This window comes from Stappia albiluteola (assembly GCF_014050225.1).
GTDB lineage: Bacteria > Pseudomonadota > Alphaproteobacteria > Rhizobiales > Stappiaceae > Hongsoonwoonella > Hongsoonwoonella albiluteola.
This window is the reverse complement of record NZ_JACFXV010000053.1, coordinates 368,913-390,228: the sequence shown is the minus strand read 5'-3', so window position 1 is coordinate 390,228 and position 21,316 is coordinate 368,913. Positions and strand designations below refer to the sequence as shown.

The window sequence follows — 21,316 nt, the reverse complement described above, 5'->3', positions numbered from 1 at the left end:
TGCCGCGAAGGCGGCCCCGCTTTCGTGGAAAGCGCTCCGCCCGCGCGCGACAGAGACTTGCCTCGCCTTGCCGCGCTGGTGTACCAAGCAAGTCCTGCTCGGGCAGGCGGGGCGTCTCCCGGCGTCCCACCGTCGCCATTGCTCGGGGGCCTGTAGCTCAATTGGTTAGAGCCGTCCGCTCATAACGGATTGGTTGGGGGTTCGAGTCCCTCCGGGCCCACCATTCCTCTGCTTTAAATCAACAGCTTAAATCAGCTTCATGCAATTTCCCGGTTCGGCCCCGGTCAGGCACCGGATCGGATATCTCGTGCCCTACCTGCACTGGCCCGCCATGCGCTGGGCGCCCGGGGCTCAGACAGGGCGGAATGCGGGCCTATTTCCAGCCGATGCGAATGATTGCAATGGGGTCGCGAACAGACAGGCTGCTTTCGGGCCGCGAAAGTTAAATAGCGGGCCTACGGTCGATGCGAGTATCGTCTACGCGGCGAGGATCGGTTTCAGCTTTTCGATCTTTGTCTATGTCACTAATAGTTTTTTATAAACCGAGTTGGTCGTGGATCTTCGCTAAAAGCTCAACGTCGCTCTTATTCAATCCCTTTTCCTTTGTTCCTTCATGCGCCCAGTTGTTCCGCAGCGTGTTGAAAAGCGAAATCCATTTGATTTTGTCAGCCTTGCTGTTGAAGCCGTGTCCGACATTAATCGAAAAATGCTGCTCGAACGATTCGGCGTTGGCTATATTTTCAGGCTTCTTAGACCAATATTTCTCGATAATCGCCTTATAGTCTTTAATAAAGAATTGGTCTGTCCAAGGTATCTCGCGGCGACCGAGCCCGTCCTTATAGTCTTTTTCCATCTGTTCCTTTGCGCGCGCCTCGCAATCTCGTTGGATCGCGCCGATCTCAATATCCCAATTTTCGCCAAATAGTGCTTTCAACTGTTCGATGATGAATTTCTTCATGTGTCGCTCGATCTGAGTTCCGATCTCTCGCCCTTTGCTCTGGAGCGCCTTGTCCTGCCGCTCTCGCCAATCCTGCAACTCGGGCGGATTGTAGTCGGCGAACTTGTTGTTAATATAGCCCTGAAAGAACCGCAGCCAGGTCGCTTCAGCACCGCTACCAAGCTTCCCAGTTAATATTTCGGCATCTTCCGGCGTCATCGACTTCAACGCGTTGAAAAGCACTAGCAGGTACTTCCTAATGGCGTTAATTCGCTGCTCTGTCGTCGAATTTATAGAAATCGAGCGCTGCCCGGCTTCAAATGCATGAAGGTCTCCGACGAGCGATATGAATGCAAAGCTACCTCTGTTCGACAAAATATAGGTGTTCAGTGCTTCCTGATCTTTTCCAAGGGTTTCCTCTGCAAGCTCATAGCTGGCGTTGATGAAGCTAACTGCTCTAATCCGCGCCTTCCCCATCTCGTTACCATGATCGAGATTGGCAGCGTCGTACAGTGATGACGCAGTGGTTTCTTGGACAAACCTGTTGCCCTTGGCTTCCGGCAATAGCTTACACCTGATTAGGGCGTCTGCGAACGGCTTAGCCTGAAGCGTGGATCGGTCTTCGCCGAGTGATATTTTGCCGTATAGCGGACCGGAAGGATCGCCGCCCAGTGCCCTGATCACCGAAGATCTTAGCGCTTTTAGCCGAGAATCTAGGCGACTGGCGTTCCAATATAGATCTTCCTCCAGAGTAATGCGTAGAGTTGGACTAACTGCCTTCTGGTTCTCGTTGATCTGCATAAATAATTCGAGCTGATCGCTCGGATCGAGGTTCTTAAAAGCAACGACGGGTATTGTATTGCTCTTCTTGTATTTCGAATTTGCGTAGCCGTAAATCCGGTGCTGTCCGTCAATGATATAGGCGATTGCGAACGCATTCGGGATCTTCAACAACCCGGTTCGTGATACTGTATCTTTCGTGCGTGGCTGACCTTGGAATTCGAGCTTTGTGTCGCGTTCGTTGAAATTCAGGATGGCCGAATTTGGAAAGAACCCACCGCCGTCGATGAACTTGGTAATCCCCTTTAGTCGCGAAGGGACGAGGAGACGCTGGTAGGTAGGCATCTCTGATTCATTCGCCCGAGTGCGGTGCAGCACAAATCCGATTTTAAGAAGCAGCTGGGGCTCCAGCGAAAACATGTAGTACGTCTTGCCGCCCATCGTGCCTTCGATGGCGGGAACCTCTATCTTCTCTTTATTGATGCTCTGCCCCTTCATTATCAGGCCCATGAACTGATAGTGAGCAGCATCTCGGTAGGCCTTGATTAGGCTGTCGATGTACTGGAATGTATTGTCGTTGTAATAAAATCCACCGGAATCGACGAGCCTTAAGATATCGGCAGAATCTCGGCGTAATCTCAGATTTCTAGTCGCGAATATGTACTTTAGGCGCTTGCCAGGACCAAATACCTGATCGATTGTCTTCCGATACCTATCCAGACGCAAACGCAGGGCTTCGAATTCGTCCCTGTACGATGGCGGCTTGGCCGGATTTGCGCTGGATTTGCATTCGACAAGCAAGACGCTGTCTTTGTCCATTGCGACGACATCGATCTGCTTCTTGTCCGAAGGTTCTGGCCCGCAGGGTAGACAGAAATTTTCGTCCACATTGAGCATGCGGTAGCCGAGGCGATAAAGCTGACACCAGATATCGTCTTCGAACTGAACGTTGTGGCTTTTTGGCTTACGAAGACGCGTCTTGGTTTTCAGAGGCTCGCCATATTCCTCCCAACCGTCTTCGAGCAATCCCTCGACCAAGCTGTGTTCGACATTGCGAGAATGGAATTTGGATGTCTTCGCTTTAAAGATCTTGCCGAGCTGCGATTTGTCGCTGCTCATTTTGTCACGAAGCGCGGCTGCTTCAGCAGGATCGATAAACGTCAATGTACCCCCCAACAGTTGACCTATGCCGTAAGCTATCTCAAAAAATGAAAAGTGCTTCAGTGGTACCGCGCCTAGAACTCACCGTCCCCGATATGACTGAAGGTCGAGAAACTACTTTCGGCGCACCAAGCTCGACATAAAGCTCGTGAATACTATTGTGATCCGCATTCGTTAAAACAACACGGGCGCCACGTTGTATGGCGCCACGAATTGCTTCCATCAGCCTCTTTTGATCCTCCCACGTAAAGATCTTCTGATTGTATTTGACAAATCCATTGCAATTATGGGCGGTTGTGTAGGGCGGATCTAGGAATAGGAGATCGCCTTCTATCGCCTCCGCCACGATTGCTTCAAAGTCGCCTGTCCGCAGGTCGGCGCGAGACAGTATCTTGCTTGCCATTTCGAAATCATCGTCGAGCAGCGTGACCTGGGTTTTCGTCCCTAGAGGCACGTTGAATTGTCCCTTCAGGTTCTCCCGGTAGAGGCCATTGAAGCAAGTCCGATTCAGGTAAAGGAATTGCGCTGCGCGGTGATGCGAGCTCGAATGCTGTCGGCATCGCTCTTCGTAGTAGAATTCTTTAGAGTGCCTCTCCTGGAATTCGGCGAGGCTTGCCTGCACCAGTTGCCATTCGTCGCGTATAGACCTGTAGGTAGCGATCAGCCGCTCATTCACATCGGACAAGATCGCGTTAGGTGGTGCGAGATGGAAGAAAATAGCCCCACCCCCCAGGAACGGTTCGATATATCGTCCAGAGAATTCGGGAAGGCCGAAGCTTGGGTCATTAAGAAGCCATCTTTTACCGCCAGCCCACTTGATGAATGGTTTCAAATCGATGCTCTCCTTGGCGATCTAGGCACCTTCGATGCCACTTGCCGGCAAAATCGGCTTGTGGCACTGTCAATTCTGACGACCTGAATTAGTTAACGACGATACCGCCCCGTGCGTTAGGGAAGTTAGACTTCCCGATCCCTTCTAGGCAATCCCCCTTGCCTCAACAGGTGTCCAACTTCGGATCCCATGCTCTAGGTCAGCTTTTAGTCGTCACGATGGAAGCGGTCGGCAGCAAAGAGGTCCGTCAAGAAGACGATGAAAGTTGGAAAAGGCGTGGCGTTTCCAATCATCATCTCCGTCCGCGATGAGACGGTTCGAAGACTGGCTTCCCTTCGACGTGAACGGACGGCGGGTTTCGAGTTCAGCGTTTGTTAGCGTGAACGCCCGACATGGCGACACCTCACAGACCGCCGGTTACGCCAGCATCAGCCGATCAGGTCCGCAGCCGGATGCGGACGAGGGAGAGCCTGCCTTCCCCTCCGGCCCCACCTCACAACCCGCGCAGGAGCCGACCGGCGGGGCGGCCGGCTCCGGGCTGGTCATTCTTCCGGTAAGACCTGCGCCCACGCGTCCTTCATGCTGATGATCACCCGGCCGTTCTTCGCGGCAGCGATCCCGCATCCCGCCGCAAGCCGGTGATCCCGCGGCGCCGTCGGAACCCGGAGGGAACTTCCCGCGCCTTGACTTCGCGCGCCATTGGCGTCTGATCGCCCCATGGCCTTCACGCTTCGCCAGTTGCAGTATTTCGTCGCCGTCGCCGAACAGGGAACGGTATCGGGCGCCGCCCAGCTTCTATCGATTTCGCAGTCCGCGGTGACGGAGGCGATCAAGGAGCTTGAGACGGATCTCGGCGTCACCCTGTTCGAGCGCCACTCGCGCGGGCTCAACATCACGCACAAGGGTCACCAGTTCCTGCGCCACTCCACGGCCATTCTGGCCAGCGTGTCGGATGCCCGCCGCGCCTTTCAGGAGGCGGAACCCGCCGTCGAGGGCAGGCTCAATCTCGGCGTGACGTCGCTCGTCGCCGGCTACGTGCTGTCCGACATGCTGGCGCGCTACCGGCGCGCCTTTCCCTCCGTCGAGGTGTCGGCGATCGAGGACAATGGCGACTATCTGGAGCATTTGCTGATCGGCGGCGAGCTCGACGTCGCGGTGATGGTGATCTCCAACCTGCGCGACCGCATGGCGCTGGAATCGGAAATCCTGGAGGTGTCGCCCTATCGCCTGTGGCTGCCGCTCAGCCACCGCCTCGTCACCCAGCAGAGCATCTCGCTGAGCGATCTGTCCGGCGAGCCGCTGATCATGCTCACCCTGGACGAGATCGAGGAAGCCACCGGCAAGCTGCTCGGCGCGCTGGGCGCCAGGCCCCATGTCGCCTTTCGCACCCGCTCGGTCGAGGCGGTCAGAAGCCTGGTGGCGACGGGGGCGGGCGTCGCGCTGCTGCCGGATCTCGTCTACCGGCCCTGGTCACTGGAAGGCGACCGCATCGAATCCCGCGACGTGTCGGGATCGCTCCCCGTCGTTCAGGTCGGCGTCGTCTGGCGCAAGGGCTCGGCGCTGCCGCGCACGGCGCAGGATTTTCTCGGCGTCGCCCAGGCGCAGCGGATGCTCCGGCCCCGCTGAAACCCGCGCTTGACAAATCTAGGTATCGGAAAAACCGATATCGTATTTCTGATTAATGAAATTGTGAAAGTGCCGCGCAAGCGGGAGACTTCATCGCCGGCCGGGGAAGCCACGCGAGATGGCGGCCGCGCGAGGGGAGTTTTCGATTGGATTCAAAAGGGCGATGCGAGGCGAGACCGCCGGCGGCGCCCGGGCTTGCACCACGGCTCCCGCCGGATCGCGAGGGGCCGGCTGCGGCGCTTGTGGGGATCTGTTGGGAGGTAGCAAGATGCAAGTTCGCAAATTGATGACGGCGACCGCGGCCGCGGCTTTCGCCCTGACGTCCAATCCGGTTCTTGCCGCCGAGGCGCTGAAGGCGCTGGGCGCGGGCGAGGGCCAGGTCAACATCGTCGCCTGGCCGGGCTATATCGAGCGCGGCGAGACCGACAAGAGCTTCGACTGGGTGACGAAGTTCGAGGAACAGACCGGCTGCAAGGTGCAGGTCAAGACGGCGAACACTTCCGACGAGATGGTGGCGCTGATGAACGAGGGCGGCTTCGACCTCGTCACCGCGTCGGGCGACGCCTCGCTGCGCCTCATCGCCGGCAAGCGCGTCCAGCCGGTCAATGTGGACCTGGTCCCGAGCTGGAAGGCTGTCGACGAGCGCCTCCAGAGCGCGCCCTGGCATACGGTGAACGGCGTTCACTACGGCGTCCCCTACATGTGGGGGCCGAATGTGCTGATGTACAACACGGAGGCCTTCAAGGAGGCGCCGACGAGCTGGAACGTCGTCTTCGAGGAGATGACGCTGGCCGACGGCAAGTCCAACAAGGGTCGCGTGCAGGCCTATGACGGGCCGATCCATATCGCCGACGCCGCCAATTACCTGATGCATCACAAGCCGGAGCTTGGCATCAAGAACCCCTACGAGCTCAACGAGGACCAGTACAAGGCGGCGCTCGACCTGCTGCGCCAGCAGCGCGAGCTCGTGTCGCGTTACTGGCACGATGCGTTCATCCAGATCGACGACTTCAAGAACGAGGGCGTCGTCGCCTCCGGCTCGTGGCCGTTCCAGGTGAACCTGCTGCAGGGCGAGGGACTGCCGATCGCCTCGACGATCCCGGAGGAAGGGGCGACGGGCTGGGCCGACACCACGATGCTGCATTCGGAGGCCGCCAATCCGAACTGCGCCTACATGTGGATGGAGCACACGCTTTCGTCCAACCTGCAGAGCGATCTTTCGGTCTGGTTCGGCGCGGTGCCGAGCGTGCCTGCCGCCTGCACCGACGGGCGCGGCATGCAGACCGCCGAGGGCTGCGCGAAGAACGGCCTGAGCGATTTCGAACGGATCCGCTTCTGGACCACCCCGGTCTCCAAATGCGAGAGCCAGGGCGAATGCGTGCCCTATTACCGCTGGGTCTCGGACTATATCGGCGTGATCGGCGGCCGCTGACCGGTTTTCGTGAAGCTTTGTGAACACCGCATGCGCCGGCGGTCCGGCGCATGCCATCCACGGGAATTGCCATGCGGACTGCCGTCTTGTTCTCCGGGGTTTCGCGTCATTTCGGTGCCGTGCGCGCCGTCGACGCGATCGATCTTGAGATCGGCGAGGGCGAATTCTTCGCCATGCTCGGCCCCTCGGGGTCGGGCAAGACCACCTGCCTGCGGCTGATCGCCGGTTTCGAACAGCCGACCGGCGGCCATATCGAGATTTTCGGCGAAACGGCGGAGGGCGTGCCGCCCTACCGGCGCAACGTGAATACCGTTTTCCAGGACTACGCCCTGTTCCCGCATCTCAACGTTGCCGACAACGTCGCCTACGGCCTGATGATCCGCGGCATCGGCAAGGCGGAGCGGCGCAAGGCGGCTGACGCGGCACTCGATCTGGTGCAGTTGCCGGGCTACGGCAGCCGCCGGCCCAGCCAGCTTTCGGGCGGGCAGCGCCAGCGCGTCGCCCTGGCACGCGCGCTGATCAACAAGCCGAAGGTGCTCCTGCTCGACGAGCCGCTCGGCGCGCTCGACCTGAAGCTGCGCGAGCAGATGCAGGAAGAACTGAAGTCGCTGCAGAAATCCCTCGGCATCACCTTCGTCTTCGTCACCCACGATCAGGGCGAGGCGCTGTCGATGGCCGATCGCGTCGCCGTATTCGACGCCGGCCGCATCCAGCAGGTCGGCACGCCGGAAGAGATCTACCGCCGGCCGCGTTCGCGCTTCGTCGCCGATTTCGTCGGCTCGTCCAACGTGCTGCCGCCGGATTTCGTGGCGAAGATCGCCGGCCAGCGCAAGTGGGCGAGCCTCAGGCCGGAGGCCCTGCGCTTCGTCGAGGGCGGGGGACACGCGGCGCGCGTCGTCACCCGCAGCTACCTCGGCGGCCAGACACGGGTCGCGCTCGATCTCGAGGGGCTGCGCCTCAATGCCCTCGTTTCCTCCACGGACATGCTGCCCGCCGAAGGTGCCACGGTCCGCGTCGACTGGAACGGCGCCGAACTCCACCTGATGGAGGACGCGCGATGACCGCCGTTCACGGCGACGCGACGGTCCAGTCCGCCATCTTCAGGGAGCGTGGCGGCCTTGCCGGCAGCCTGTCGGATATATTCTGGCGCAATCCGCGCCTGCTCCTGCTCCTGATGCTGACACCGCCGGTGCTCTGGCTCGGCATCATCTATCTCGGCTCGCTATTCGCCCTGCTCGCGCAGAGCTTCTTTTCGATCGACGAATTCTCCGGCCTCATCAACCGCGAATTCACGCTGAAGACCTATGGCGAACTGCTCATTCCCGCCAATCTCGACATCATCTTCCGCACGGTGCTGATGGCGGCAGCCGTCACGCTCGCCGCGGCCGTGGTCGCCTTTCCCGTCGCCTATTACGCGGCGCGCTACGCAAGTGGAAAATGGAAGGCGCTTTTCTATCTCGGCGTCATGCTGCCGTTGTGGTCGAGCTATCTGGTCAAGGTCTATGCCTGGAAGCTGATCCTCGCCAAGGAAGGCATCCTCAACTGGTTTTTCGCCAAGCTTCACCTGACCTGGCTGCTCGAAGCCTGGCTCGCGCTTCCCGTCATCGGCGGCAATTCGCTCTCGGTCAGCTATACCGGCACCTTCCTCGTCTTCCTCTATGTCTGGCTGCCCTTCATGGTGCTGCCATTGCAGGCCGCCTTGGAACGCGTGCCGGCGAGCCTCGTCGAGGCGTCGTCGGATCTCGGCGCCACGCCGGCGCAGACCTTCCGCAACGTGCTGCTGCCGCTCGCCATGCCGGGCCTTGCCGCCGGTTCCATCTTCACCTTCTCGCTGACGCTCGGCGACTACATCATTCCGCAGATCGTCGGTTCCTCGCGCCTCTTCATCGGCCAGGCGGTCTATGCCCATCAGGGCACGGCGGGCAACATCCCGCTCGCTGCCGCCTTCACCGTCGTCCCCATTGTCATCATGGGTTTCTACCTGTGGGGCGCCAAGCGTCTGGGGGCTTTCGATGCGCTCTGATCGTGCCTCGGCTCCGCTCGCCCTGAAGATCGCCGCCGCCTGCGGGCTGCTCTTCCTGCACCTGCCGATCCTGCTGATCTTCGTCTATGCCTTCACGACCGAGGAAAAGAGCTACCAGTGGCCGCCGCCCGGCCTGACGCTGAAATGGTTCGCCGTCACCTGGGGCCGTCCGGATGTCTGGGAAGCGCTTGGCCTGTCGGTGAGGGTCGCGGCGGTCTCTACGGCGATCGCGCTCGTGCTCGGCACGCTGTGCGCGGCCGCCGTGTCGCGGACGAAGTTCTTCGGGCGGGAGACGATCTCGCTCCTCGTCATCCTGCCGATCGCGCTGCCCGGCATCATCACCGGCATCGCGCTGCGCTCCGCCTTCAATCTCGCGGATATCCCGTTCTCGGTCTGGACGATCGTGCTCGGCCACGCGACCTTCTGCGTCGTTGTCGTCTACAACAACGCGGTTGCCCGCTTCCGTCGCACCTCCGCTTCGCTGATCGAGGCGTCGATGGATCTCGGCGCCGACGGTTTCCAGACCTTCCGCCATGTGATCCTGCCCAATATCGGCACTGCGCTGCTCGCCGGCGGCATGCTGGCCTTCGCGCTCTCCTTCGACGAGGTGATCGTGACGACCTTCACGGCCGGCCAGCAGTCGACCCTGCCGATCTGGATGCTTGAGGAACTCGTCCGGCCGCGCCAGCGCCCGGTGACCAACGTTGTGGCGATGGTGGTGGTCATGGTGACCTTCCTGCCCATCCTCGCCGCCTATTACCTCACCCGCGACGGCGACCGGATCGCCGGTCACGGCAAGTAGAATCCCAAGGGAGGCAATCATGCAGACTGAGATGCTGATCGGATCGTCGTTCGAAGCGGGCAGCGAGGCGGAGGAGACGATCTTCAATCCCCGGACCGGGGAAACGCTGCTCCACCTGCCGGAAGCGTCGCCGGCCCAGATCGAGCGTGCCGTCGCTTCGGCCCGCAAGGCCTTCCTTGCCTGGTCGCGCACCACGCCGGCCGAGCGCTCCGCCTATCTGCTGAAGATCGCCGACCGCATCGAGGCGGAAGCCGACGCCTTCGCCGCCCTCGAGGCGCTCAACTGCGGCAAGCCGATCAACCGCGTGCGCGAGGACGAGATCCCGGCCATCGTCGATTGCTACCGTTTCTTCGCCGGTGCCGTCCGCTGTGTCCCGGGTGCCGCCGCCGGCGAATATCTCACCGGCTTCACCTCCATGACGCGCCGCGACGCGATCGGCGTCGTCGCTTCCATCGCGCCGTGGAACTACCCGCTGATGATGATGGCCTGGAAGCTGGCGCCTGCGATCGGCGGCGGCAACACGGTCGTCTTCAAACCGTCCGAGCAGACGCCGCTCACCGCGCTCAAGATGGCGAGGATCCTCGCCGAAGTCCTGCCCGAGGGCGTGGTCAACGTGGTGCTCGGCCGTGGCGAGACCGTCGGCAATGCGCTGATCAATCACGCGGATATCGACATGATCTCGATCACCGGCGACGTGGCTACGGGCAAGAAGGTGCTTCAGGCGGCCGCGAAGTCGGTCAAGCGCACGCATCTGGAGCTAGGCGGCAAGGCGCCGGTCATCGTCTTCGATGACGCGGATCTCGATGCGGTCGTCAGCGGCCTGCGCACTTTCGGCTACTACAATGCCGGTCAGGACTGCACCGCCGCCTGCCGCATCTATGCCGGGCCGAAGATCTACGACAATCTCGTCGCCGATCTCTCCTCCGCGGTTTCCACCATCCGCTACGGGCTGGAGGACGATACGCAAAACGAGATCGGGCCGCTGATTTCCCGCCGCCAGCGCGACCGGGTGGCGAGCTTCGTCGAGCGCGCCTCGCAGATGAACCACATGGAGATCACCACCGGCGGCAGGACGGGTGAGGGCGGCGGCTATTTCTTCCAGCCGACCGTGATCGCCGGCGCCATGCAGACCGACGAGATCGTCTGCCGCGAGGTCTTCGGTCCCGTCGTCTCGGTCACCCGCTTCGACGACGTCGACGAGGCGGTAAGCTGGGCGAACGACTCCGTCTACGGCCTCGCATCCTCGATCTGGACGAAGGATGTCTCGCGCGCCATGGCGACGGCTTCCCGCCTGCAATACGGCTGCACCTGGATCAACACGCATTTCATGCTGACCAACGAGATGCCGCATGGCGGTCTCAAGCAGTCGGGCTACGGCAAGGACATGTCGCTCTACGCGCTGGAGGACTACACAGCCGTGCGCCACGTGATGATCGCGCACTGACCGTCAATGTAGCAGGGATCGACCGTTTGTCGTCCATTTGCCGACCAGGGCTGCATCACTCCTCGCGGAATGCGCGCGCCACCTGGTCGGTGAGCGGCTTCAGCAGGAAGGAGAGCACGGTGCGGTCGCTGGTGCGGATGAAGGTCTCCACCGGCATGCCGGGCACCAGATCCACGTCGCCGAGCCGTTCGGTCTCGCCGTCGTCGAGGGCGAGGCGCGCCTCGTAATAGGTAAAGCCGCTCGCCTTATCCTCGATCAGGTCCGGCGAGATTCGGGTGATCGTCGCGTGAACCTCCGGCGTATTCCGGTGATTGAGCGCGGAAAAGCGCAGCATGGCCGGCTGGCCGGGATAGAGCTGGTCGATGTCATGCGGCGAGATCCGCGCCTCCACGCTCAGGTCCTCGCTGTCAGGCACGATCTTCATGATCGGCTCGCCGGCGGAAATCACGCCGCCGATCGTATGAACCGCTAGCTGCAGCACGCGGCCCGTCTGTGGTGCCCGGATCTCGATCCGGTTCAACTGGTCTTGCGCGGCGACCAGGCGCTCGCCGAATTCCGCCGATTTTGCCTCGATCTCGGCCAGTTCCTCGGCCACTTTGCTGCGCCGGTTCTGGTCGAGCTGGATCACCTGCAATTCGGTTTCGGTGATGCGTCCGCGCGCCTGCGAGATCGCGGCGATCAACTGGCCGCGCTCGCCCTTCAGCCGCGCCGCGGTGCGTTCCAGTTCCGAAAGCCGGGCGATCGGCACCAGCTTCTTCTTCCACAGCTCACGCACGCCTTCCACTTCCGTAGCGACGATGCGGATTTCCTCCGCCTTCGCCTCTTCCTGCGCGGTCAGGCCACGGATTTCCTCGTTGAGCTGTGAAATGCGCTCGCTGAGCTGGCTCTTCAAACCGTCATGGGCCTCGTTGCGCAGCGTGAAGAGCCGTTTCTCGCCGGCGATCAGTCCCGCGATGCGCTGGTCGCCGGCACGGCCGGAAAGCTCCGGCGGAAAGGCCACTTCGGCAAGTCCGTCGCGTTCGGCGAGCAGCCGCGCCCGGGCGGCCTGCAATTCGTCCAGCGTATTGGAGACGATGCCGAGATTGGCGCGCACGGTCGTGTCGTCGAGGCGGATCAGCACCTTGCCGGCCTCCACGGCATCTCCCTCGCTGACCATCAGCTCCTTGACGACGCCGCCGGACGGATGCTGCACCGTCTTCACACTGGAATCGACCACCATGTGGCCGCCCGCGATCACCGCGCCCGAAAGATAGGTAAAGGCCGACCAGCCGCCGATACCGACGACCAGCGCAAGGGCTGCGATAGCCCCCACCATCAAGTGCTTGCGGATCGACTGGCGGATATCGACTTCCGCACGATCAGCCGGGGCTTCCCGCTCGCTCCGCAACCAGTCGGCAATGGTGGACATCGCCTTGCGCGCCCTCGGGCTCGCGGCCCGGTAAAACCGCACCGTCTGCCTTGCGGCGAAGGCAGCGCCTGCCTTTCCCGCCGACACAGCGGGCGCCAGCCGCTCGGCGAGCGGCGGACGGTCCGGCATCTCGGGCAGATCCGTCACCGGCTGGTGGGATTCCGCCACGGGCTTCGGCTCCGCTTCCGGGTCGTCTTTGGCGGTGGCGTTGCCGGCCGGCGTTCCGGCCCGGGGTTCCGGGTCGGCCGATATCGAGGCGACCAGCGCTTCCAGGTCGGCGGCGATCCGCGACTCGATGCTGGCAGCCGCCTTGGTCAATTCCTTCTGAATCCCGGAATCCGCTTCGGTTTCCGGATTCGGGGCGGGCAGGGCCTTCGTCGTTCCTTGCGGAAATTCACTCATGATCCGGCCTGTTCTCCCTTGTGCACCACCACCAGCGGGCGGGAGGTTTCGTGGCGCAGGACGCGGTTCAGCACTTCCATCTTGGGGCCGAAGGCCTGCTGGCGGCCACCGTTCATCACCAGAAGCAGGTCGACGGCTTCGATCGCGCTTGGCCTATGGGCGATGACGACGGCGATGCCGCCGCGCGCCCGAACGCCCCTGATGGCGTGCGACAGGGCTTCCTCGCCCTCCGCATCGAGGTTGGAATTGGGCTCGTCGAGAATGACGAGGAAAGGATCGCGGTAAAGCGCGCGGGCCAGCGCCACACGCTGGCGCTGGCCCGCGGAAAGTACCATGCCGCTTTCGCCGATATCGGTCTCATAGCCTTCCGGCAGGCGCAGGATCAACTCATGCACTCCGGCGGCCCGTGCCGCGGCCACGATGTCGGCCGGATCGGCGTCAGGCTCGAAGCGGGCGATGTTTTCGGCGACCGTGCCGGCGAACAGCTCCACATCCTGCGGCAGGAAGCCGATATGCCGGCCGAGGCTCGCGCGGTTCCACTGATCGAGCGAGGCGCCATCCAACCGCACATGGCCGTGATAGGGGCGCCAGACGCCCGCCAGCGCGCGGGCAAGTGACGATTTTCCCGAGCCGCTCGGCCCGATGACGCCAAGCGCGGAACCGGCGGGAACGGCGAAGGCCACGCCCTCCACCACCGCCTTGCGTCCTCCCGGCGGCGTCAGGCTCACATGTTCGACGGTCAGCTTTTCGCCGGGTTCCGGCAGCTCCATCGCGTCCGGCTGAGCGGGCATGGCGGCCAGCAGATCGGAGAGCCGCCCCCAGCTCTGCTTTGCCGCCAGGAAGCCCTTCCAGTGGGCGACGGCTTGCTCGATCGGCGCCAGGCCGCGTGCGGTGAGGATCGAACTTGCGATGATGACACCGGCGCTTGCCTGTTCCACCAGCACCAGATAGGCGCCGATGCCAAGCACAAGCGACTGCAGGCCCATGCGGGAGATGCGGGTCATCGCACCGAGCCCGCCCGAAATGTCGCCCACCCGGTCGCGGGCGCGACGGTGTTCGTTGCTGGCCTTGCGCCAGCGTGCCGTGAAGCGCTCTTCCATGCCCATGGCCGCCAGCACCTCGGCATTGCGCCGCGTGGCATCGGCCAGCGCGTTGCGATGTGCTGAATAAGCGGCAACGGCGCGGCTTGGGAAGCGGATCGACCGGTCGGTCCAGAGCGCGATGGCAATCAGGAGCAGCCCGCCGCCGAGCGCCGTCAGCCCAAGCGCCGGATGAAAGGCATAGGCGATGCCGATATAGAGGGGAATCCAGGGCAGGTCGAAAAAGGCCGCAGGTCCGGCGCTACCGATAAAGCTTGCCACCTGGTCGAAGTCGCGCAAGGGGCGCAGGCCGTCTCCGGCGCCACGCGCCTTCAGCGGTAGTCTCACGACGATCTGGAAGATACGGGCGCTCAGATGCTGGTCGAAGCCGGCGGAGATGCGCGTTAGCAACCGGCTGCGGATGGTCTCCAGCACGCCCTGGAAGGCGTAGAGCACGGCCACAAGCACACAGAGCCCGACCAGCGTCGGGATGCTGCGGCTCGGCAATACCCGGTCATAGACCTGCAGCATGAATAGCGAGCCGGTCAGCATCAGGAGGTTGATTAAGCCGCTGAAGCCGCCGATTGCCAGGAAGGTGCTGCGATAGGCGCCAAGCGCCATGCCGAGTTCGGTGCGCGGTGGATGCCCGTGCAATCCCTCGTCGATCCGTTTCGCCACGCCGATTTGTCTCCCGGATGTGCCGATCCCCGCCGCGTCCTGCCCGCAAGGCAAGGCGCGACGGGGACATGATCTGCGACGTTTAGTGGTCCGAGGGCAGGTGGCTCGTCAGATTGGCGAGCACGCGGCCCATGATCGCGTCGGCGGACACGTCGTCTCCGAGCGGCGCATGGCTCTCCGCCAGATTGAACCAGCTCGGCAGGTCGCCGTCGGAATGTCCGAAGGAGAAGATCCTGTTGCCCGAAGGCTCGTTGCCGCCGACCAAGCTGCCGGGATTGTTGGCATTGATCGCGTCGCCGAAGTTGAACGAGTCATTCGTGGAGTCGGGCGTCTGCGCGTCCGTGTCGTCACCGCTCTCGTTTTCAGAAAGTGTCCGGCTGCGGGTGGAGAAGCTCCAGCGGAAGCCGCCGAAGGTATTGCCGCCGTCATTGTCGTTGTTGTTGGTGGTGGTGTTGTTGTTGTTCGACGAGCTCCAGCGGAAGCGGAAGCCGCCCCAGGACCCGCCGGTATTGCCACCCGTGCTGCCACCGGTCGGACCACCCGTGCTGCCGCCCGTATCGCCTCCCGTATCGCCGCCGGCCGTCTCGTCCGGATCCGGCTGGGGCTGAGGCTCCGGTTCGGGTTGGGGTTGAGGTTCCGGTTCGGGCTGCGGCGCCGGTGGGGCGCTGCTGCCGAGAGCCGGATCCACGAGATCGAGCTTCACGTTCTGGCTGCCGATGCTCACCTGCTTGGTGGTTTCGGCAATACCGCCGCCGGAGAACGTGACTTGATAGGTGCCGGCCGGGAGGGCCAGGCTGTAGCCGCCGGAATCATAGACTGTGGTTTGGAAGGTCCGCCCGTCGGAGCGCACCGCCGTCACGGTCACTTCATCCATGCCTTCGCCAGGATCGTAGAACTTGTCGCCGTCCTGGTCGTCGAAGACGACACCGGTCAGGAAGACGTCGCTTCCCGATTTGGCGAAATTCTCCGTCACGAAGGCTGTGTCGCGTCCGCGATACTCGCCGGTCTCGAAGCCGAGGCCCACTTCGCGGAAATTGCCGTTGAGGATGTTGGCGCGGTGTCCCGACGAATTCATCAGGTTCTGATGCAGGAGCTCGACCTCGTCCTGCGTGCCTGAAGGCGCGCGCAAGGTGGCATAGGCGATGTTCTCACCCGTTGCCCAGGAACCGGTGAGATCGTATCCCGAATTGCGGATGCGCGTCGTGGGAGAGGAGCCTCCGACGCCCGTATGGGAGAAAGTGTCGGTCTGGATCATCCATTCGCTGTGATCCTCCGCCGCATCATTGAGTTCCGAGTCGAACGCGAGCGGTGGAACGCCGGCCTTTGCTCGCTCCGCATTTATCAACTCGAGCAAGTATTGCTCATTTGCGCTGGGCTCTGGCATTCGTATCCATCCCTTTGATTAACCAAGATTGTCTTTGCCCATAGCAATAAATATTCATTGCCTGACATGATTTTTTCTAGGCGGGGAATATGACTGGGATGGGGCGCCAGAAGGGTCATTCTGGGTGGAAATGGCGGCTTTTTGCCATTTTTACGGAGTGTTTCGTGGCGAAACAGTGGCGAATTCACCACCTCAGGTTTGCGGTATAATACTTGGTGTGTCTATAGATGCGGAGAAGTATTGTTGTTAACGAGTAGTCGCGGCGATCGATCGGCAGGAGCTTGCCATTGATTGCGCTGAAGGAATAGGCGTCGAGGAGACGCTCGGCATCCGATCGGGCTTCGCTACTGTGTTGCCGCGCGGCCACGTTCGACTGAAAAAGCCGCAGCTCTGCGGCGTGCGCGCCGGGCTCTCCGTACCGGGTTCGTCGCGTCCCTTCAGAAGCCCTCGTCGAGGTCGGCGATCCTCAACATCGCCTCATGCGCTTCTTCGAGGTCAGCGGAACGAAGCTCGGCCGAAAGCTCCCCGGTGTCGTCGTGACGATCGATCCGGGACCCCTGACGGGGTTTGGTCTGCGGCGCAAAGCCGCTGGACGAAGCGGGAACGCCCGCCCACTGTCCGGCCCAGGAAAGAGACCAACTCATACGCACCCCCAACGGATGTGCCCGTTCTATTTCTCGATAACTAAAGCTTAGCGCTCCGCAACGGAGGGACCATGACAGGCGCGATCAACTTTAGCGACCGGGTTGGAAGATTTGGTGATGCGGTCGTGCATGTGATTCCGCGTTCATTTTCCTTGAACACTGTGTCAGGCAGCTTGATCCTTTTTCCCGCCTCGCGCTCATCCCATTTACGTGAACAACGCAAGGTGGCGCGCTACTTTTCCACATGACGCAGCGATCCGCAGGAGCATGTCCCCGAAACCGGATGCCGGTTTCGGGAAAAGGATATGCATTGATCGCATTCTCCAGTGCGCCCAAAACAGGAGCCTATCGCCATGATTGCGATTTCACGAACTGTCCCGGCGGCCGTCTCCCATGCGCCCGTTCGCCTGCGCGCGGCGCAGGAACGCGGGATGGCCGACCACGGTTGGCTGAAGAGCGCGCACAGCTTCTCCTTCGCCGGCTACCACGATCCCGCGCATGTCCATTTCGAAAGCCTTCGGGTCATCAATGACGACCGGGTCGCCGGCGGTGGCGGCTTTCCCGCCCACGCGCATCGCGACTTCGAGATCTTCTCCTATGTGCTGGAAGGGGCGCTGGAACACCGCGACAGCCTCGGCAACGGCTCCATCGTGCGCGCCGGCGGCGTGCAATACATGAGCGCGGGATCCGGCGTTACCCATAGCGAATTCAACCCGTCCCGCAGCGAGCCCGCACGGTTCCTGCAGATCTGGCTCTTCCCGAACCGGATGGGCGCCTCGCCGCGTTACGAAACGCTCGATATCGCGCAGGAGGAGAAGCGTGGCCGGCTGCGCCTGTTCCTGTCCGGGGACGGCCGGGAAGGCTCGATGCGCATTCGTCAGGATGCCGACATCCATGCCGCCCTGCTCGACGGCGCGGAGGCGATCGACCACGTCATCGCCGAGGGCCGCAAGGGCTGGGTGCAGGTGGCGCGTGGCAGCCTGACGGTCAACGGCCAGAAGCTTGTCGAGGGCGACGGGCTGGCCGTGGAAGGCGATGGCGTGCTTGAATTTCGCGCCGGCAAGGACGCGGAGATCCTGCTCTTCGACCTTGCCGCTTTCGACCCGTCGCTGCTTGATTAGGATCCCGGAGCCCGGCCTTGCCGGTCGGGCTCCGCTCGGGCAGTCTTCCTTCAAACGTCGAAAACGGGGAGACCGCCATGAAATACGAACCGCTGGGCCGTTCCGGCATCCGGGTTTCCCGTCTGTGCCTTGGCACCATGATGTTCGGCGGCCGGACGAGCGAGGAGGAATCCGTCGCCATCATCGATGATGCCTTCGCTCAGGGCGTCAATTTCATCGACACCGCCGATGTCTATAATGAAGGCCGCTCGGAGGAGGTGGTCGGCCGCGCCATCCGCTCGCGGCGCGATCAGTGGGTGCTCGCCACCAAGGTCGGCAACCGCTTCGGCCCGGGCGACCTGACGCAGGGCCTCAGCCGCCGCTGGGTCCTGCAGGCCTGCGAGAATTCGCTGAACCGTCTCGGCACCGACCGCATCGACCTCTACTACCTGCATCTGGAAGACCATACCGTCGCCATGGAGGAGACGGTGAGGGCGGTCGAGCAGCTGATCCGCTCCGGCAAGATCGTCGACTGGGGCCTGTCAAACTATCGCGGCTGGCGGGTCGCGGAAATGTGCCGCCTTGCCGACGAGGCCGGCATCCAGCGCCCGATCGCGCTGCAGCCCTACTACAACGCCTTCAACCGGATGCCGGAGGTGGAACTGCTGCCCTGCGCCCAACACTATGGCATCGGCGTCGTGCCCTACAGCCCGATCGCGCGCGGCGTGCTGACCGGCAAGTACCGGCCCGGAGAGGCGCCACCCGAAGGCAGCCGGGCGGGCGCGCAGGATGTGCGGATGATGGAAACCGAATGGCGCGAGGAATCGCTGATCCTTGCCCAGACGGTGAAAGGCCATGCGGAAGCGCGCGGCGTCACGTCCGTGCAATTCGCCGCCGCCTGGGTGCTCGCCAACCGGCATGTTACGTCCTGCATCGCCGGGCCGCGCACGCTCGACCAGTGGCGCGACTATGTCGGCGCGGTCGACTTCGACTTCACCGCCGATGACGAGGCGTTCGTCGATACGCTCGTCGCGCCCGGCCATCCCTCGACGCCGGGCTACACCGATCCGCGCTATCCGCTGGAGGGCAGGGTGCTCAGGTAGCACCCTGCCACAGATCCGTTCAGCAGTTGTTGGCGCGCTGCGGTCCGAGATCGACGTCGCATTCGCTGGTCAGCACGCCGACGGCGGCGCCACCTGCCGCGCCGATCGCAGCGCCCACCAGCACTGGACCGCCGGCAACCGCGGCAACGCCGGCTCCTGCAAGGCTGCCGATGCCCGCGCCCGATGCGCCGCGCTCGAAGCGGCTCGATCCGCAGGCGGCAAGCAGGGTGCAGAGAAGAACGACGGGGATTGCCTTGGCGAAGGGCCGCAAAGCCATTGGGTGCTCCTGTGATCTAGATCGACGCTGCCGTTTGGGCTGTTTCGCCGGTCGGCGCGCGGTGCGATTGGGAGTTTTCTTGAAGGGCAGGGTGAAGGATTTGTTTAAACCGTAGGTAAAAACGAAATGCGGCAGAACGGTGCGCCCGCCGATATTGCCTGTGCATATTGCCCCCGGGCGGGCCATCGACTAAGACTCGCCGCCAGCTTTCCCTTAGAGACCGACTTACGGAGCACCGGGCACCCAATGGCGCGCCAGTTCATCTATCACATGCATGGCCTCTCCAAGGCCTATTCCGGGGGCAAGAAGGTCCTCAACAACATCCATCTCTCCTTCTATCCCGACGCCAAGATCGGCATTCTCGGCCCCAACGGCTCGGGCAAGTCGACGCTGCTGCGCATCATGGCCGGCATCGACAGGGAGTTCACTGGCGAGGCCTGGGCCGCCGAGGGCGCCAAGGTCGGCTACCTGCCCCAGGAACCGCAGCTTGATACCAGCAAGACCGTGCTGGAAAACGTCATGGAAGGCGTTGCGGAAAAGAAGGCCATTCTGGACCGCTACAACGAACTGATGATGAACTATTCCGACGAGACGGCGGAAGAGGGCGCCAAGCTCCAGGACATCATCGACAGCCAGAACCTGTGGGACCTGGAAGCCCAGGTCGAGGTGGCGATGGAGGCCCTTCGCTGCCCGCCGGGCGACTGGAGCGTGGAGAACCTGTCGGGCGGCGAAAAGCGCCGCGTCGCTCTTTGCAAGCTGCTGCTGGCCGAGCCGGACCTGCTGCTTCTCGACGAGCCGACCAACCATCTCGACGCCGAGACGGTGCACTGGCTGGAAAAGCACCTGCGCGAGTTCAAGGGCGCGGTGCTCATCATCACCCACGACCGCTACTTCCTCGACAACGTGACGGGCTGGATCCTGGAGCTCGACCGCGGCAGCGGCATTCCCTACCAGGGCAACTACTCCGCCTATCTTGAGGCCAAGGCCAAGCGCCTGGAGCAGGAATCGCGCGAGGATGCCGCCCGCCAGCGTGCCCTTGCCCGCGAGAAGGAATGGATGGGCATGAGCCCGAAGGCGCGCCAGACCAAGTCCAAGGCGCGTATCAAGGCCTATGACGAGTTGCTGAAGAAGAACGAGGAGCGCCTGCAGTCCGCCAACGCGCAGATCGTCATTCCGGCTGGTCCCCGCCTTGGCCAGAACGTCATCGACGTCGACAACATCTCCAAGGGCTACGAGGACAAGCTGCTCATCGACGAGCTGAGCTTCAAGCTGCCGCCGGGCGGCATCGTCGGCGTCATTGGCCCGAACGGCGCCGGCAAGTCGACGCTGTTTCGCATGCTGACCGGCCAGGAAACGCCGGACAAGGGCGCCATCGTCATCGGCGACAGCGTCAAGCTCGGCTATGTCGACCAGTCGCGCGACACGCTCGATCCCAACAAGACGGTGTGGGAGGAAATCTCCGGCGGCAACGAGGTGATCTATCTCGGCAAGAAGGAGATCAACTCGCGTGCCTACTGCTCTTCCTTCAACTTCAAGGGCGGCGACCAGCAGCAGAAGGTCGGCTCGTTGTCGGGCGGCCAGCGCAACCGCGTGCACCTGGCGAAGATCCTGAAGTCGGGCGCCAACGTCCTGCTGCTCGACGAACCGACCAACGATCTCGATACCGAGACGCTTGGCGCGCTGGAAGAGGCGCTGGAGGATTTCGCCGGCTGCGCCGTGGTCATCAGCCACGACCGCATGTTCCTCGACCGCCTTGCCACCCATATCCTCGCCTTCGAGGGCGACAGCCATGTGGAATGGTTCGAGGGCAACTTCGAGGACTACGAGGCCGACAAGGTCCGCCGCCTTGGTGCCGATGCCGCCAATCCGAAGCGGATCAAGTACAAGCCGCTGACGCGCTGAGACGCGCAAGCGTTTGCCACATCAGGCGCGGCGGGGGGCCGGTATGACGCTGGAGTGTGGGATCGGTGTTTGCCACAACCTCTGTCATGCCCGGCCTGACCGGGCATCCAGTATCCGCTGTGGCCGGAGATTCGATCACTGAACCATGCGTTTACTGGATCCCCGTCTTCACGGGGATGACACCGGAGTTTGGAGCATGCTCCTGCCTGACCCTCAACCTGACGCACCTCCTCTCCCCTCGTCATTGCCGGGCTTGACCCGGCAATCCATCGGACGACGGCGAAAAGCGCTGGCGCTGATTG

At 62.5% G+C, this 21,316-nt stretch carries 17 protein-coding genes and 1 tRNA gene; 11 read left to right on the top strand and 7 right to left on the bottom strand.

Annotated elements, in window-relative coordinates:
- Nucleotides 1-146 precede the first annotated feature (146 nt).
- Nucleotides 147-223, top strand: a tRNA-Ile gene (locus tag H2509_RS12155).
- Nucleotides 224-535: 312 nt separating this feature from the next.
- Here H2509_RS12155 and H2509_RS12150 read toward each other — a convergent pair.
- Both H2509_RS12150 and H2509_RS12145 read right to left on the bottom strand, forming a co-directional pair.
- Nucleotides 536-2,881, bottom strand: coding sequence for a DGQHR domain-containing protein (locus H2509_RS12150; RefSeq protein ID WP_182165634.1), 2,346 nt, complete (start codon nucleotides 2,879-2,881; stop codon nucleotides 536-538).
- Between the two features lie 37 nt (nucleotides 2,882-2,918).
- Nucleotides 2,919-3,710, bottom strand: a complete 792-nt coding sequence (locus tag H2509_RS12145) for a DNA adenine methylase (protein WP_182165632.1) — start codon at nucleotides 3,708-3,710, stop codon at nucleotides 2,919-2,921.
- Between the two features lie 717 nt (nucleotides 3,711-4,427).
- Between H2509_RS12145 and H2509_RS12140 the strand changes: the two genes are divergently transcribed.
- The 6 genes from H2509_RS12140 to H2509_RS12115 all read left to right on the top strand — a co-directional run bounded on the left by H2509_RS12140 (nucleotide 4,428) and on the right by H2509_RS12115 (nucleotide 11,037).
- The gene (locus H2509_RS12140) at nucleotides 4,428-5,336 is read left to right on the top strand and encodes a LysR substrate-binding domain-containing protein (protein ID WP_182165630.1); all 909 of its coding nucleotides are present in this window, start codon (nucleotides 4,428-4,430) and stop codon (nucleotides 5,334-5,336) included.
- A 286-nt stretch (nucleotides 5,337-5,622) separates the two neighbouring features.
- On the top strand, nucleotides 5,623-6,768 hold the full coding sequence (locus tag H2509_RS12135; RefSeq protein ID WP_235974901.1) for an ABC transporter substrate-binding protein: 1,146 nt from the start codon (nucleotides 5,623-5,625) through the stop codon (nucleotides 6,766-6,768).
- 71 nt (nucleotides 6,769-6,839) lie between these two features.
- Nucleotides 6,840-7,829 (top strand): ABC transporter ATP-binding protein, encoded by a 990-nt coding sequence (locus tag H2509_RS12130; RefSeq protein WP_182165626.1) that lies wholly within the window; start codon nucleotides 6,840-6,842, stop codon nucleotides 7,827-7,829.
- The gene (locus tag H2509_RS12125) at nucleotides 7,826-8,791 is read left to right on the top strand and encodes an ABC transporter permease (protein ID WP_182165624.1); all 966 of its coding nucleotides are present in this window, start codon (nucleotides 7,826-7,828) and stop codon (nucleotides 8,789-8,791) included. Before H2509_RS12130 ends, H2509_RS12125 begins: the two co-directional genes overlap by 4 nt.
- A complete protein-coding gene (locus tag H2509_RS12120) occupies nucleotides 8,781-9,593 on the top strand; it encodes an ABC transporter permease (protein ID WP_182165622.1) in 813 nt (270 codons plus the stop codon). Before H2509_RS12125 ends, H2509_RS12120 begins: the two co-directional genes overlap by 11 nt.
- Before the next feature lie 19 nt (nucleotides 9,594-9,612).
- Complete coding sequence (locus tag H2509_RS12115) at nucleotides 9,613-11,037, top strand: gamma-aminobutyraldehyde dehydrogenase (RefSeq protein ID WP_182165620.1); 1,425 nt, start codon at nucleotides 9,613-9,615, stop codon at nucleotides 11,035-11,037.
- Between the two features lie 55 nt (nucleotides 11,038-11,092).
- Here the strand turns inward: H2509_RS12115 and H2509_RS12110 are convergent, their stop codons facing one another.
- The 4 genes from H2509_RS12110 to H2509_RS12095 all read right to left on the bottom strand — a co-directional run bounded on the left by H2509_RS12110 (nucleotide 11,093) and on the right by H2509_RS12095 (nucleotide 16,632).
- Nucleotides 11,093-12,847 carry an HlyD family type I secretion periplasmic adaptor subunit gene (locus H2509_RS12110; RefSeq protein ID WP_235974880.1) on the bottom strand — a complete coding sequence of 585 codons (1,755 nt, stop codon included), beginning with the start codon at nucleotides 12,845-12,847 and terminating at the stop codon, nucleotides 11,093-11,095.
- Nucleotides 12,844-14,547 carry a type I secretion system permease/ATPase gene (locus H2509_RS12105; protein ID WP_182165773.1) on the bottom strand — a complete coding sequence of 568 codons (1,704 nt, stop codon included), beginning with the start codon at nucleotides 14,545-14,547 and terminating at the stop codon, nucleotides 12,844-12,846. The genes H2509_RS12110 and H2509_RS12105 overlap by 4 nt, the downstream gene beginning before the upstream one ends.
- Before the next feature lie 139 nt (nucleotides 14,548-14,686).
- A complete protein-coding gene (locus H2509_RS12100; RefSeq protein WP_235974878.1) occupies nucleotides 14,687-15,958 on the bottom strand; it encodes a CAP domain-containing protein in 1,272 nt (423 codons plus the stop codon).
- Nucleotides 15,959-16,425: 467 nt separating this feature from the next.
- Entirely contained in the window at nucleotides 16,426-16,632 is a 207-nt protein-coding gene (locus H2509_RS12095; protein WP_182165616.1) for a hypothetical protein, read from the bottom strand.
- Nucleotides 16,633-16,703: 71 nt separating this feature from the next.
- Between H2509_RS12095 and H2509_RS12090 the strand changes: the two genes are divergently transcribed.
- From H2509_RS12090 to H2509_RS12080, 3 genes are all read left to right on the top strand, one after another.
- Entirely contained in the window at nucleotides 16,704-16,880 is a 177-nt protein-coding gene (locus H2509_RS12090; RefSeq protein WP_182165614.1) for a hypothetical protein, read from the top strand.
- 105 nt (nucleotides 16,881-16,985) lie between these two features.
- Nucleotides 16,986-17,753 (top strand): pirin family protein, encoded by a 768-nt coding sequence (locus tag H2509_RS12085; protein ID WP_182165612.1) that lies wholly within the window; start codon nucleotides 16,986-16,988, stop codon nucleotides 17,751-17,753.
- Nucleotides 17,754-17,830: 77 nt separating this feature from the next.
- Complete coding sequence (locus H2509_RS12080; RefSeq protein WP_182165610.1) at nucleotides 17,831-18,835, top strand: aldo/keto reductase; 1,005 nt, start codon at nucleotides 17,831-17,833, stop codon at nucleotides 18,833-18,835.
- 19 nt (nucleotides 18,836-18,854) lie between these two features.
- On the opposite strand, the gene H2509_RS12075 is transcribed toward H2509_RS12080, so the two are convergent.
- Nucleotides 18,855-19,112: a hypothetical protein gene (locus tag H2509_RS12075; RefSeq protein ID WP_209001923.1), complete on the bottom strand. Its 258-nt coding sequence runs from the start codon at nucleotides 19,110-19,112 to the stop codon at nucleotides 18,855-18,857.
- A 246-nt stretch (nucleotides 19,113-19,358) separates the two neighbouring features.
- On the opposite strand from H2509_RS12075, the gene ettA reads away from it, so the two are divergent.
- Nucleotides 19,359-21,014, top strand: coding sequence for an energy-dependent translational throttle protein EttA (ettA, locus tag H2509_RS12070; RefSeq protein ID WP_182165608.1), 1,656 nt, complete (start codon nucleotides 19,359-19,361; stop codon nucleotides 21,012-21,014).
- Nucleotides 21,015-21,316: the final 302 nt, after the last annotated feature.

Excerpts from the sequence above, each read along its gene's own strand:
- H2509_RS12140 (WP_182165630.1), top strand. The coding sequence starts at position 4,428 with ATGGCCTTCACGCTTCGCCAGTTGCAGTATTTCGTCGCCGTCGCCGAA.
- H2509_RS12105 (WP_182165773.1), bottom strand. The coding sequence starts at position 14,547 with ATGGCGCTTGGCGCCTATCGCAGCACCTTCCTGGCAATCGGCGGCTTC.
- H2509_RS12085 (WP_182165612.1), top strand. The coding sequence starts at position 16,986 with ATGATTGCGATTTCACGAACTGTCCCGGCGGCCGTCTCCCATGCGCCC.
- H2509_RS12090 (WP_182165614.1), top strand. The coding sequence starts at position 16,704 with ATGACAGGCGCGATCAACTTTAGCGACCGGGTTGGAAGATTTGGTGAT.
- H2509_RS12115 (WP_182165620.1), top strand. The coding sequence starts at position 9,613 with ATGCAGACTGAGATGCTGATCGGATCGTCGTTCGAAGCGGGCAGCGAG.
- H2509_RS12095 (WP_182165616.1), bottom strand. The coding sequence starts at position 16,632 with ATGAGTTGGTCTCTTTCCTGGGCCGGACAGTGGGCGGGCGTTCCCGCT.
- H2509_RS12110 (WP_235974880.1), bottom strand. The coding sequence starts at position 12,847 with ATGAGTGAATTTCCGCAAGGAACGACGAAGGCCCTGCCCGCCCCGAAT.
- H2509_RS12125 (WP_182165624.1), top strand. The coding sequence starts at position 7,826 with ATGACCGCCGTTCACGGCGACGCGACGGTCCAGTCCGCCATCTTCAGG.
- ettA (WP_182165608.1), top strand. The coding sequence starts at position 19,359 with ATGGCGCGCCAGTTCATCTATCACATGCATGGCCTCTCCAAGGCCTAT.
- H2509_RS12075 (WP_209001923.1), bottom strand. The coding sequence starts at position 19,112 with ATGGCTTTGCGGCCCTTCGCCAAGGCAATCCCCGTCGTTCTTCTCTGC.
- H2509_RS12135 (WP_235974901.1), top strand. The coding sequence starts at position 5,623 with ATGACGGCGACCGCGGCCGCGGCTTTCGCCCTGACGTCCAATCCGGTT.
- H2509_RS12080 (WP_182165610.1), top strand. The coding sequence starts at position 17,831 with ATGAAATACGAACCGCTGGGCCGTTCCGGCATCCGGGTTTCCCGTCTG.
- H2509_RS12120 (WP_182165622.1), top strand. The coding sequence starts at position 8,781 with ATGCGCTCTGATCGTGCCTCGGCTCCGCTCGCCCTGAAGATCGCCGCC.
- H2509_RS12130 (WP_182165626.1), top strand. The coding sequence starts at position 6,840 with ATGCGGACTGCCGTCTTGTTCTCCGGGGTTTCGCGTCATTTCGGTGCC.